Raw genomic sequence first — 12,734 nt, forward strand, 5'->3', positions numbered from 1 at the left:
AATGGATCTTTTTCATCTAACTTGCGATACCTGTCATCTAAATCAAAAAAGCCGGGCTGAGACATAGAAGGAAACTCTTGAAATTTTTGAACAGTGAGATTATATCAAAGTTGGGCTATTTTTAGAGGTGCCCTCAAAACAATCATGATGGATTTGTTAATCAAAATCGTTTTGGTGGTGTTGACAAAATAGTCGGAACGTCGCGGGATATTCAAGTGCCGACAAAATCTGGCGAATTTGTCTGGTGTAGTTTGTCGTTAAGCAAAATTCGAGTGAAAGATGATATCCATTACACGGCGTTTGTTAAAGATATAAGTAAAGAAAAAGAAAACCAAGAGATTATTGATCAAACTCTAGAGCAATGTATTGATGCAGTGGTAACCATTAATGAAAAAAATGAGATTGTCTTTTTTAATGCCGCTGCGGAAGCGTTATGGGAATGTAGTCGAGAGGAAGTGATAGGTAAAAATGTAAAAATGTTGGTTCCTGCTGAAATTCAGCCACAACATGATGAGTTCGTGAACTCAAATCGGCGCACTGGAGTGGATAAAATTGTTGGAACCAGTCGAGAAGTAGAAGTAAAAACATTTAAGAATCAAATGCTTTGGGCCAACCTCTCGCTCTCTAAGGTGAATGTAGGTGGTCGAATTCTGTATACTGCTTTTGTAAAAGATATTACGGAAGAGAAAAATCGTCGAGAAGAATTTGCATCATTGTCTTTAGTGGCTAATACAACGTCGAATTCTGTTGTGATAACCAATGCTGAAGGACGAATTGAGTTTGTTAATCGAGGTTTTACAGAAGCCACGGGTTATAGTTTGGAAGAAGTGCTCAATAAAAAACCGGGTGATGTGCTTCAAGGTGCTCATACAGACCCCAAAGCTCGTGACTTTATCCGTGAGAAGTTATCCAATAAAGAATCGCTGTATACAGAAATTCTTAATTATCGTAAAGATGGTACTCCTTATTGGATTTCTCTCGCCATTGATCCGGTTTTTGATGATGCAGGACAACTGGTTAAATTTATTTCCATTCAAGCCAACATTGATAAAACCAAACGTGAATCTTTGGAAAATGATATTCGCTTGGATGCAATTAGCAGTAGCACAATTGTTATTGAATGGAGTGCTACAGGTGAATTGTCTTATTGCAACGACATGGCACTCGCACTTTGTGACACGCAATCTCTAGAGGTAGTGAGGCAAGGTTTTAAAAACCTTTCTCATTATTTATCGGAAGACCAGTGGCGCCAGTTAATGCGTGGCGAAATTATTCGTGGTGATATCGTTATTGCCATGCAAAAGAATCTCTATCTGGATATTTGTGTGGCTCCGGTACGGGACGTGAATGGCCAAATTGCCAAGCTATTGATGTACGGAACCGACACCTCTGAGCGTAACCAGGTGATTTCGGAAACCCATGGCGCTATGTCTCAAGTATTGGAAAAGATCAGCAGTATTACCCAATCTATTAATGGGATTTCAGATCAAACTAATTTATTGGCGTTAAATGCTGCCATTGAGTCAGCAAGAGCGGGAGAGGCGGGTAGAGGTTTTGCTGTGGTGGCAGATGAGGTGCGAAATTTAGCAATGCGCACCACGGACTCGGCTAAGGAAATTTCTGGGTTAATTGATCAAACGCGAATTCACGTTGATCAGTTGTCGAAATATATGGCAAATCACTAAACGTTTTTTGCCTCACGCCTCTTTACCTCATGCCCCTTTATTTTAATGACCCCGATAGGTTAATGATCTCTAGTTGGTGTTGAGACTTCCAATAAGTTGATATCAATACCTAACTCATCGGCGATGGTGTCCAGAGCATCATCCAATTCTGCAAGATCGATATTGCTAGGGGGTTGTATATGGCCTTCTGCTTCAAATAAGGGCTCCCCAGACCATGGCATACTGCCACACTCGGTTGTTAAGGAAAGAAGGTTTATTCCCCTGGAGGCTAATGCGCTGGAGACTTCTTTGACAATACCTGGGCGATCTGGGCCGGTGAGTTGAAGGCCCATTTCCGAGGTGTGCGAACTGGATGTCCCATTGCCTTCGCTAATTTGTAATTGTATTCCTTTGTCATTTAATCCGCTGAGCGCTTCTATTAAAGATACTTTGTGTTCAACTGCTACCGAAATGGCAATAATGCCTGCGAATTTTCCATGCCAGCGCGCCATATGGCTGTCGTGCCAATTGCCGTGACATTCTTCAACAATGCAGGCAACTTGTTCAACGATGCCGGGTTTATCATCACTAATGAGAGAGATTACGAGATTGTGTCGCATAAAAACTGGCCTTTTTATTATTAGCCCCTAAAATGCAGGCGCTTGTGAATACTTCGTCACCCTTTGTTCATTCATCAGTTGATCAATACGTTAGCGAATCGATTAATCAATAAAATAGTATATCGGGGTAAATAGCATATCGGAGTAAATAGTATATCGGGATTAGAGTGATGGCTTTTCAATGGTACTGTGAACTTTTTCTTAATGCCCTGTTTCATTTTCCTAGCCTGCTTTTTTCCTAACCACTGTTTTTCTTAATCTAAGTTTTTCTTAATTTAAGTTTCCACATTATGATCATTCCACATACTCAATTGTCAGAATCCGCGTTACTGGGTGCGATTGAATCCTTTGTGAACCGAGAAGGAACTGATTATGGCGAACAAGCTGTCAGTCATGAGGATAAAGTCAATCAGGTTCGTGCTGCGTTAAAAAGTGGCCATGCAGTGATGTTGTATGATGAGGCTTCGGAGTCGATTAATATTCTACCAAGAGAGTCTGTGCCACCGGAGTGGCTGTCGTTGTGATGAGTCATGAGCCTCCCTTCTTCAATGAGGGTATTGTTACCAATGTGATGACATTGAATGGGCAGTGTTGTTTGGAGACGGTCAGTCAAGATGAGCCATCGGTTGTCGGATTCCTCTTTGCCCATGGTGCTGGGGCGCCCATGGACAGTGAGTTTATGAACATAGTGTCTAACCATCTTGCAGGCTTGGGAATTCACGTTATCCGTTTCGAGTTTGCCTATATGGCAGGGCGGCGTGATGGGGGAACGAAGAGACCGCCACCGAAAGTCGAGACGTTATTGGGTGAATATGCATCGCTGCTGCAACAGGTCACAGAACGGTACTCATCTGTTCCATGGTGTATTGGTGGGAAATCCATGGGAGGAAGAGTGGCGACGATGTTACTCGACGGTTCTCAACAAGGTGTGTTGTCCGCTGAACAGGTAAGAGTGAAGCAACTCCCATTGGGCATTGTTTGCTTGGGCTACCCTTTCCACCCTGCAAAGAACCCAGAGAAGACCCGTATTCATCATCTCCCTTTTGTCACACGACCGACTTTTGTTGTCCAAGGTAGCCGAGACCCTATGGGCAATAAGCCTTCTGTAGAAGGGTATCCTCTCGACAATACCCCTCTCAGAATTTGCTGGTTGGAAGACGGTGATCATGACCTTAAGCCTCGCCGACCCAGTGGTTTCAGTCATTCCATGCATTTGCAGACGGCAGCGAGGGAAATTTCCTCTTTTATTCGATCGCTTTTGTGAAAGTGATCCCTTTGATTGGAGAAGTACGTTGAATTTGTTGTTATTACATTGCCGGCCGGGTTTTGAAAAAGAGTGTGCTCAGGAAATACAGGCAATGGCAGCGCAGTGCGGCGACTACGGTTATTGTAAAACTGAGAGTGGTTGTGCTTATGTGATGTATCACAGCCCTCAAGGAAAGGCGGATCGTATTATGGAGAAAACGGCTTTTCGTGAATTGGTGTTTGCCCGCCAGTGGTCGGCTGCTTCTCAATTATTGGAGGTCAGTGCGGAAGATCGAATCACGCCGATTATGGAGATGATTCATTCATTACCCTTTGCGGCCCAATGGGTGTTGGAATCGTCCGATACCAATGAAGGCAAGAGCTTATCGCGCTTGCTCAAAAGTTTGCAGAAGCCATTGTCAAAGTTGATCGAAAAGCGAGGGCTATTAAGAAAGCGCAGCCCTTGGCGCTTGCATGTGTCATTTCTCACCGGGACTCAAGTGATTGTTGGCCTGAGCCGTATTGACAACAGCTCACCGTGGGTGATGGGGATTCCCCGTTTAAAAGTACCACGTGAAGCACCCAGCCGTGCCACGTTAAAATTGGAAGAAGCGTGGCATACCTTTATTCCAGAACAGCAATGGGGTGATCGTATTGCCGGGGGTATGCGTGCGGTGGATTTGGGAGCGGCCCCAGGGGGGTGGACGTGGCAGTTGGTGAATCGAGGCATGTTTGTCACAGCAGTTGATAACGGCCCTATGGCGGAATCCTTAATGCAATCGGGTTTAGTGACTCATGAAAGGGTGGATGGGTTTGTTTATGAACCCAAGCGCTCTGTGCGATGGATGGTTTGTGATATTGCCGATAAACCCCGACGAACGGCCTCAATGATCGCGAAATGGATGACCGAGCGCTGGTGTACAGAGTGTGTGTTTAATTTGAAATTGCCAATGCAAAATCGCTATCAAGAGTTGCAGCAGTGTCGTCAACTGATTGAATCTGAGTGCGAAGAGCGGGGAGTGGGCCATGAATTGCATTTTAAGCAGCTTTATCATGACCGAGAAGAGGTAACAGGCCACATTCGTCGATTGGATTAACCACGATTGGATAACCACTGTAGCTTGGTTCAACATTGAGCCAAGCGGGAATGAATCGAATGGGTATACAGTTAGTGGTTTAACGAATTTGTGGTTTAGCGAATTAGTGGCTCAACGAATTTGTGTGATGCTAAGTTTAATTGCACTACTCTAATGAGGATGGCATTAAGCTAATGCAGAGGCGACTCGGTGATTTCTGCTTCCTGCAAGATATGCTCAGCGAGCTTCATCCAACTTTCGATAATGGTTTTCAAATGAGAGCGACTTTGGTTGATTTTCGTCGTAGTGCGCAGCATATCATTCCCAAACTTTGTGAGCTCACAAATGATTTGACCGACAGTGCCTGGGTCGATATTCACTGTCAAAAACGTTTCTTCTGACTGCACTTTTTGCTTAGATCGGCTGCGTAACTCACACTCTATAGCTCGACTGAGTGTGGGCGCGCGGCCCTTTAAAATGAACATGGTGTCCAGCAGAGTCCTCCGGCTGATGGATACATTAGACGTTAGTGAAAACTCCGGATTCAATTGTTCTTGGTTCATAACTCGATGCCCTACATCATTAAAACGGATCCAAAACCGCAAGACCCATTAAAAGTCTAGCAGCGGCTTTGTAGTCTGCTTGTCGCAATCCCTGCTCTCAGTGACGAAATGAGCGAAATTACTAGACGAATTTTCTATACCTATGGCGGGTTTAATAAAAATATATTTCAAATGAAAACGTTTTCATTTGTCGTCTCATTGTTTTTACAGGGTGGGGCAAAATTTAAATGTGTCATATGCACGCTTTTTGAACATGTAAGTGTTGAAAAAGTGTTCATATTTTGTAAAGGAAGGCGTACGTCTCAAAACCAGTGTGTCACTTTTTGACTGAGGAGCGGTTGCGAACGTTGTTGAGTAGGTGGTTTGCCCCAGGTTGGTGTCGTGAGTATAAGTAGAGAACAATAGACGATAACATTGGCTGAGAACGTAAAAAGAGGTAGGTTAAATTGATAGAGATGTACAACGGATGACAAAAGAAGACATATTTGAACCACCCATTGCGGAAACGGACGTAGACCACATTCTGGATGCAACAGGGTTACTTTGCCCAGAGCCCGTCATGATGCTTCATAACGCAGTGCGTGATGCGAATACAGGTGAAGTAATACAGGTGATGGCAACGGACCCTTCCACTATGAAAGACATATTGAGATTCTGTGACTTTTTAGGTCATGAATTGATTGGTCAAAAAACGTTGGGAGATGCTTATTATCATTGGATTCGAAAGGTGTGATGCTTAGCCGTTTCAGTATTAAGCCTCTAATTTAGAGGCTTAATCAACGTAGTGGCTTAAGCAGGCGGCTGCGCACAAAAGCTATCTTTGTTCGTCTACTAAAAGTGAAATAGCCGCCATGGCTTCAGGGTCTTGAGATTTAATTTTGTTGGCGATTTGGTGTTGGAAAAAGTAACGGAAGCTCTCACTGCTCTGTGCGGGATAGAGACAGTCATCTCCGGGGAGAATGGGGGTGCTTTCTACTTTCTCTTCGTCTGCCAGCATTGCCACAATGGTGCCATCGTTGTGTAATTGCCAGCTAATGACTTGGGTCAGCGTCAAGCTTTTAAAACCGTTATCCGAGAGAACAGCGTGTGTGCCGATGGTATCCGGAATCTCCTGAAGTATGGCGTCTGGGTCATCTGCATGCAGGTCGTAATACTCTGCTGCGGTTTCCAATTCTACCACTTTGTGAATGGGCGCTTCATAGAACACTTCATCAATGCCTGGGTCGAAATAGCCTTCCCATTTCCCATTGAGTGGATCACAGATTTCAATGCAAGGGACGATGTCGTTTAGCCAAGGTACAAGCGCAACCACTTCACCGTTGGCACGGAGACCCCAAGCAAGAATTTGAAGGCTGTAAAGCATATCGCCACTGGTTTCATTGGAGTAGAGAATCTCTAAACCATCCAATTCAGGGGCTAGACGAATGAAACGTGTTTCGTGCAGTTGCGAGAATAACTTCCCGGTGAAGAGATCAACCACATTGTCCATGTTGTGGCTTTTATTCGAGGTCTTCATAATACACCTCCATGCAGAGCCGCTAGGCCGCTATGACCTTTGGCGAGGATGGGAGAAATTGGCACCATCACTACATAAAGTATATGCAGTTTGGTAAAAGCACAATACTTTGCTAAAAAAAACTTCTCTTATATAACATCGGCACATAAACACTCTCTGAATGTAGGAGAGCGAATTTGTGTCAATCATCGTGAAGGTAGTTTTAAGCCGACGTTTACCTTATGGTTGCTCGTGATACGGATCTTTCAGATTTACAGTTTGTTTATATGGTTTTTATTTGCAGTTCCGACCCCTTAATTTCAACCTCTTCCAAAAAAAATCATTGTTCAGGTGATCTTGAGCAGTGCTTCAACACCTGCTTTATATCGTCTGAGAAGACGGTTTTGGTCGGCGGTGGTGAAGAACCTGAGTATCTCCCGCTCACTCAAAACGATGAATTCCACCGAATTGTGTTTACCCGAGATTATTTTGCCAGCGCTTTGCACGAAGTGGCTCATTGGTGCGTGGCTGGTGCAGAGCGACGAAAATTACCGGATTATGGCTATTGGTATGCGCCAGATGGGCGCAGTGCCTTACAGCAGGCAGAGTTTGAACGTGTTGAGGTAAAACCACAGGCAATGGAATGGATTTTTTCGGTCGCGTGCGATTATCGGTTTCGAGTTAGTGCGGATAACTTAGCCGCAGGGCTTGGGGCCAGTGATGGGTTTAAAGCGAATATTTTCGAGCAGGCGAGACACTATTGTGTGAATGGTCTTCCTCGTCGAGCGAAAGAATTTACATTGGCGCTGGCTGCACACTATGGGGTGGAAAATCCGTTTAATCTTGCAAACTATCGATTGGATCGACTCTAATGGGGTCTACAGCGCATACGCCTACTTCAAAGCATGTTAACCCAACCGAAGATGTCTTCCTTATTGATGCCAGTATCTTTATTTTTCGCTATTACTTTTCTTTGCCGCCGAATTGGGTGGGTGAAGAGGGGTTTTCCACTGAAGCGATTTACGGGTTTGCCCAGTTTTTACTTGCCTTAACCCGTGAGCAACCTGAGAGCTTGATGGCGTGTTGTTTTGATGAAAGTCTCGAAACGGGTTTTCGTCATCAACTTTCTGAACAATATAAATCCAGCCGAGCATTACCGGATGAGGCTCTGGCATATCAGCTACAGGGCTGCCAGCATGTGGCTGAGACGATGGGTATACGATGCTTCTCAAGCACCCTTTATGAAGCCGATGATTTGATTGGCAGCCTAAAAGCCGATCTATCCACGTACCCCCATGTTAATCCGATTCATATTTTATCGAGGGACAAAGATCTTGGGCAGTTGCTCTGTTCGCCATCGGATACGCTTTGGGATTATGGGAAAGCAGAGCCTATGGGCATGGAGGGCATCAAACAGAAGTTTGGAGTTAACCCAGAGCAAGTGCCCGATTATTTGGCATTAGTGGGTGATAAGAGTGATGACATCGCCGGGGTGCCTGGTATCGGACCAAAGACAGCCGTGGCGTTGCTGGAGGCCTTTGGTTCGATTCATGGTGTGTTTACTCATCTTGATCAAATTCCTTCCTTATCTGTTCGTGGCGCAAAGCATCTGCCAGCTAAGCTGGAGTCCCACATTGAACAAATCGCCCTATCACAAACATTGGCCCGTATTGTTACGGATATTGGTTTGATACATGAACCTGAAGAACTTCGTCGCTCTGGGGTGGACGAAGGTAGGTTGCACGAAGTATTACAATCGTTCGGTATTTCATCATTGCAGAAGAAAGCAGCTCATCTCTTTCTAGAGAATACTAAGAGCTAATTGGGACTTAGTTGCAAAAATACAAACGATATAAAGTAATCAGAAAGAAAAATGCAGGTAAGATATTGAACATTATTGTTGATGAAAACGTGCCTCTGGCGGATGAGCTTTTGGGTGAGCTTGGCGATCTGCAAAAACGTTCTGGCCGAAGTCTATCTCGATCTGATGTGAAAAAAGCGGATGCATTGATTGTTAGATCAGTCACCCCAGTGAATGAGTCGCTTTTGGATGGCAGTTCAGTGGCGTTTGTCGGGACCTGTACCATCGGCACGGATCATGTGGATAAGTCGTATCTGGCTGCTCATGATATCGCATTCCATTCTGCGCCGGGGTGCAATGCCAATTCGGTTGTGGAGTATGTTTTCTGTGCGCTTACCGCCTTGTCGATACCTTGGTGGCAACCTCAGGCTGAACTTACCTTCGGCATTATCGGGTGTGGAAATGTAGGCGGGGCGTTGTATCGACAACTCCAGCGCTTAGGAATAACCGTTAAAGTGTATGATCCTTTCCTCAGTATGGAACAGTGCGAACACTTGTCGTCCTTTGGAGACGTGATTGCGACGGATGTTATTTGCGTTCATACGCCCTATACCACTACTGGCCCTTATCCTACACATCACTTGTTAAATCATGAGGTGTTATTACAGTTAAAGCCCGGCGCTGTATTGTTAAATGCAGGGAGGGGTGGCGTGATCGATAACGCGGCATTGCATCGTGTACTGGCTCAGCGGTCAGATCTGAAAGTGGTGTTGGATGTTTGGGAGCACGAGCCACAGATTATGGTTGAGCTTATGCATCAAGTCGATATTGCGACACCCCATATTGCTGGGTACAGCGTGGATGGGAAAGCTCGTGGAACCTATATGATTTATGAACGGTTGTGTGAACACTTTGGTCTTCCTATTCGTCATTCTCTGCCGCCCTTACTCGGGCAACTAAAAGAACAGACACCTCAAGCTCGAAACGCTTTGATTACACCTGACTTCTCAGGTAACAGCATGGCAGAAGGCCATTTGGGGGCTGTGATGAAGTGTGTTTATGACATTAGTGAAGATGATCGCCGCTTTCGGCAAGCGATGACCGCTGTGGCACAAGAAGGCGTTGATCAACATGGGAATAAGACCTTGGTCGCTGCGTTTGATCGATTAAGAAAACATTACCCACCGCGATTCGAGTTTTCCAACTTTAGCCTTGCGGAGCTTCCCGTCTGTCGGGCACTTTTTGATAAAGGAGGGGAACAGTTTAAAACGCCGTTATTGCACATTGGGTTTACACCGTAACCGCTTTTCCTCTGTTCCAGCGGGTACAGAGGAGTCTTGTTCGTTTTTTATCTTTTTATTCCTTTTTTAATCTCTTCGTTTTGAATCATAGCTATGTCTTCACCTTTAAAAACCCTTGCTGACCTTTTTAATGAACAGGTGTCACTATCACTTGAGGCGCTTACAAGAGAGAAAACGGTTTCTCAATCTTATGGTGAGAGCCGGCGTCTTTTCCATGGCCGTGGTGGCAGCCTTGCCGGGTTAGAATGGATCACGATCGATTGGTTTGATCCATTGCTCATTATCACGTTATTTAAGGCACCGGATGAAAGCGATTGGGCGTCATTTGCTCAAACCTTGACGATGATGGCGCCAGAGTTTGCAGAGGCTGTTATTGTGCAGCGGCGTTATGAGAAAGGGGCGCCCAGTGAAGTGATTTGGGGGGAGCTAAATCCACCTTATTACGCTCGGCGTGGCAACTTGCGCTTTGAGCTTTCGGTCGGTCAGCAACAAAATTTGGGTTTCTTTCTGGATATGGAGCCAGGGCGACAATGGCTGGAGGCCCACGCGAAAGGAAAGTCGGTGTTGAATCTGTTCGCGTTTACTTGTGCATTCTCAGTTGTTGCGGTCGAGTACGGCGCAAAAAAAGTGGTCAATGTGGATATGAGCCGTTCTGCTTTGTCTAGGGGGCGAGAGAATCATCGTCTAAATGACCATTCTTTGGAGGGGGTGTCGTTTCTGGGTGAAAATATCATGAAATCTTGGGGACGGATAAAACGGGCGGGTCCATTCGATGTGGTAATTTTCGATCCTCCCAGTTTTCAAAAAGGCAGTTTCATTGCCGAGAGGGATTACCACAAACTGGTTAAGCGTATTCCTGAATTAATGCCCGCAGGGGGCGAGGTGCTGGCTTGTTTAAATGCGCCCGAGTTAGAAGCGAGCTTTTTGGCAGGGTTGTTTGAAGAGTATGCACCAACGTGTCAGTTTCTTGAGCGCCTGCCTGCGCACCCAGATTTTCCCGATGTAGATGACAATAAACGATTGAAATTATGTCACTATCGATATGACCTGGCGTGATCACTGGCACTGGACTTTGATGGGCGCTGGACTTTGATGGTTTAGGTTTGATGGCCTGTGAAGTAAGTCGTGAAAGGGTCAGTCCCGAAAATGCCGGGCTTGTATCATTAAAGATTGAATAACTCTTGATAGCTCGGTGGATGAGCCCGATTTCAGTGCGCTTCGTAAATGCTCCACATTGGTTTGTTGTACGGCTTGTACACTTGGCGGTAGCTCTTCGCTTAAATCGTCTTCAATGGCGTAGGTGGCTCTGGCGTTTAACAGGGTGAAACCCATATGGGTTAGGGTTACTTGATCCAACGCTTCTTGGCTGATGGTGCTTTCATACCAAAGGTAGCCCGACTGGGCGAGCCAAAGCATGGTGCCGAAGCACGCCTGATGGCGATCGCCGTGAAGGCCGAATTCATCGGGCATGTCTGGGCCGGAAATGTCTTCCACATACAGGATGGTCTTGCGGGGAAAGGTGCGAAATAATTGCGTTAGTATCGCTGCCATGTCTTTATGAAAGTCAACAATGTGGATGTCGCTCATACCCAACCTCTTATCTCTCACCTCTGATGATGCACGCCTTTCCGTGCACTGCTATGGTCTGTCGTTAAGATTGCTTGTACTCATGGTTGTTTGTACTTATCGATGAAGACGGCAAAGCGATCGATGGCATGAGCGATTTCGTCCACGCGTGGTAAAAAGACCACTCGAAAATGATCAGGCTCTGGCCAATTAAAGGCGGTACCTTCTACTAACAATATCTTTTCTTGCAATAAGAAGTCTTGAATCATACGCCGATCATCGTGAATTTTATGGTGATCGAGATGCACTTTTGGAAACAAATAAATCGCACCTTTGGGTTCTACACAGCTGACGCCAGGAATTTGGGCGATTTTCTCAAAGGCCATGTTGCGTTGTTCATAAAGGCGACCGCCATTGATGATCAGTTCGTTAATACTCTGATAACCCCCCAGAGCGGTTTGCACTGCAAGCATGGCGGGCACGTTCGCGCAAAGCCGCATTGAGGAGAGCATTTCCAGCCCTTCGAGATAACTCTTACCCAGATTTTTGGCTCCTGAGACCACCATCCAACCCGAACGAAAGCCGGCCAGTCGATAAGATTTAGACAAGCCATTAAAGCTCAAGCACAGTACGTCTTCGGCCAAGCGACCCATGGGCACAAATTCAGCATTGTCGTACAAAATTTTGCTGTAAATCTCGTCTGCATAGATGATGAGATTGTGTGTTCGCGCAAGCTCTACAATTTGTTCTAGTAATTCTTGGCTGTAGACGGCTCCGGTTGGGTTGTTCGGGTTGATGACCACGATCCCGCGCGTTTTGGAGGTAATTTTGCGCTTGATGTCCTCAATATCTGGGAACCAATCTGCCTGTTCATCACAGCGGTAATGCACGGCATGGCCGCCGGCGAGGGTAACGGCGGCTGTCCATAAGGGGTAATCGGGGGCGGGCACGAGCACTTCATCGTGGTTATTCAGCAGTGCTTGCATGGCCATGACAATCAGTTCACTGACGCCATTGCCTAAAAAAATATCTTCGATTTCTACGCCGGGTACTTGAAGCCGTTGGCTTTCGTGCATAATGGCTTTACGTGCAGCAAACAGCCCTTTGGAATCAGTGTACCCTTGTGCGTCTCTCAGGTTGGTGATGATATCGTGAATGATTTCGTCTGGGGCATCAAAACCAAAGGGGGCAGGGTTGCCGATATTGAGCTTGAGGATGCGCTGGCCTTCTTCCTCCATACGTGTGGCGGTCTCCAGAACCGGCCCGCGTATATCGTAAAAAACACCATTGAGTTTTTCGGATTTATTTACGTTTTGCATACCCGTACTATCTTCCATCGTGTGCCAACGAACGTATTCAATTAGGAACCGTCGAAAACTGGCGTCATGTTTCAATTGTTGATT

At 45.8% G+C, this 12,734-nt stretch carries 14 protein-coding genes and 1 pseudogene; 10 read left to right on the forward strand and 5 right to left on the reverse strand.

What is annotated here, in order from left to right:
* Positions 1–155: 155 nt before the first annotated feature.
* Both LU351_RS02330 and LU351_RS20620 read left to right on the forward strand, forming a co-directional pair.
* Positions 156–1,052 (forward strand): annotated as a pseudogene (locus LU351_RS02330) (PAS domain S-box protein); the annotation flags it as partial.
* 375 nt (positions 1,053–1,427) lie between these two features.
* Complete coding sequence (locus tag LU351_RS20620) at positions 1,428–1,685, forward strand: methyl-accepting chemotaxis protein (protein WP_416053925.1); 258 nt, start codon at positions 1,428–1,430, stop codon at positions 1,683–1,685.
* Positions 1,686–1,744: 59 nt separating this feature from the next.
* Here the strand turns inward: LU351_RS20620 and LU351_RS02340 are convergent, their stop codons facing one another.
* The gene (locus LU351_RS02340; RefSeq protein ID WP_232592401.1) at positions 1,745–2,284 is read right to left on the reverse strand and encodes a glycine cleavage system transcriptional repressor; all 540 of its coding nucleotides are present in this window, start codon (positions 2,282–2,284) and stop codon (positions 1,745–1,747) included.
* A gap of 290 nt (positions 2,285–2,574) precedes the next feature.
* Here LU351_RS02340 and LU351_RS02345 point away from each other — a divergent pair, with 290 nt between their 5' ends.
* The 3 genes from LU351_RS02345 to rlmM are packed head-to-tail and all read left to right on the forward strand — an operon-like array spanning position 2,575 to position 4,626.
* Positions 2,575–2,808, forward strand: coding sequence for a YheU family protein (locus LU351_RS02345; RefSeq protein WP_232592402.1), 234 nt, complete (start codon positions 2,575–2,577; stop codon positions 2,806–2,808).
* Positions 2,808–3,548 carry an alpha/beta family hydrolase gene (locus LU351_RS02350; protein WP_232592608.1) on the forward strand — a complete coding sequence of 247 codons (741 nt, stop codon included), beginning with the start codon at positions 2,808–2,810 and terminating at the stop codon, positions 3,546–3,548. Before LU351_RS02345 ends, LU351_RS02350 begins: the two co-directional genes overlap by 1 nt.
* Before the next feature lie 28 nt (positions 3,549–3,576).
* Positions 3,577–4,626 (forward strand): 23S rRNA (cytidine(2498)-2'-O)-methyltransferase RlmM, encoded by a 1,050-nt coding sequence (gene rlmM / locus LU351_RS02355; RefSeq protein WP_232592403.1) that lies wholly within the window; start codon positions 3,577–3,579, stop codon positions 4,624–4,626.
* Positions 4,627–4,796: 170 nt separating this feature from the next.
* Here rlmM and LU351_RS02360 read toward each other — a convergent pair whose 3' ends face one another.
* Positions 4,797–5,168 carry a hypothetical protein gene (locus tag LU351_RS02360; protein WP_232592404.1) on the reverse strand — a complete coding sequence of 124 codons (372 nt, stop codon included), beginning with the start codon at positions 5,166–5,168 and terminating at the stop codon, positions 4,797–4,799.
* Positions 5,169–5,634: 466 nt separating this feature from the next.
* Between LU351_RS02360 and tusA the strand changes: the two genes are divergently transcribed.
* Complete coding sequence (tusA, locus tag LU351_RS02365) at positions 5,635–5,901, forward strand: sulfurtransferase TusA (protein ID WP_232592405.1); 267 nt, start codon at positions 5,635–5,637, stop codon at positions 5,899–5,901.
* 81 nt (positions 5,902–5,982) lie between these two features.
* Here tusA and LU351_RS02370 read toward each other — a convergent pair whose 3' ends face one another.
* Positions 5,983–6,684, reverse strand: coding sequence for a hypothetical protein (locus tag LU351_RS02370; RefSeq protein ID WP_232592406.1), 702 nt, complete (start codon positions 6,682–6,684; stop codon positions 5,983–5,985).
* Between the two features lie 221 nt (positions 6,685–6,905).
* Here LU351_RS02370 and LU351_RS02375 point away from each other — a divergent pair, with 221 nt between their 5' ends.
* The 4 genes from LU351_RS02375 (at position 6,906) to LU351_RS02390 (ending at position 10,821) form a co-directional block, all read left to right on the forward strand.
* Complete coding sequence (locus LU351_RS02375; RefSeq protein ID WP_232592407.1) at positions 6,906–7,535, forward strand: elongation factor P hydroxylase; 630 nt, start codon at positions 6,906–6,908, stop codon at positions 7,533–7,535.
* Positions 7,535–8,485 (forward strand): 5'-3' exonuclease, encoded by a 951-nt coding sequence (locus LU351_RS02380; protein ID WP_232592408.1) that lies wholly within the window; start codon positions 7,535–7,537, stop codon positions 8,483–8,485. The genes LU351_RS02375 and LU351_RS02380 overlap by 1 nt, the downstream gene beginning before the upstream one ends.
* A gap of 65 nt (positions 8,486–8,550) precedes the next feature.
* Complete coding sequence (locus tag LU351_RS02385; RefSeq protein ID WP_232592409.1) at positions 8,551–9,765, forward strand: 4-phosphoerythronate dehydrogenase; 1,215 nt, start codon at positions 8,551–8,553, stop codon at positions 9,763–9,765.
* A 93-nt stretch (positions 9,766–9,858) separates the two neighbouring features.
* Entirely contained in the window at positions 9,859–10,821 is a 963-nt protein-coding gene (locus LU351_RS02390) for a class I SAM-dependent methyltransferase (RefSeq protein ID WP_232592410.1), read from the forward strand.
* Positions 10,822–10,899: 78 nt separating this feature from the next.
* On the opposite strand, the gene LU351_RS02395 is transcribed toward LU351_RS02390, so the two are convergent.
* On the reverse strand, positions 10,900–11,352 hold the full coding sequence (locus tag LU351_RS02395; protein WP_232592411.1) for a hypothetical protein: 453 nt from the start codon (positions 11,350–11,352) through the stop codon (positions 10,900–10,902).
* 80 nt (positions 11,353–11,432) lie between these two features.
* Entirely contained in the window at positions 11,433–12,650 is a 1,218-nt protein-coding gene (locus LU351_RS02400) for a pyridoxal phosphate-dependent aminotransferase (RefSeq protein WP_232592412.1), read from the reverse strand.
* Positions 12,651–12,734: the final 84 nt, after the last annotated feature.

Origin of the sequence: Marinibactrum halimedae, assembly GCF_021234875.1 — a bacterium.
GTDB classification, from domain to species: Bacteria; Pseudomonadota; Gammaproteobacteria; order Pseudomonadales; family Cellvibrionaceae; genus Marinibactrum; species Marinibactrum halimedae.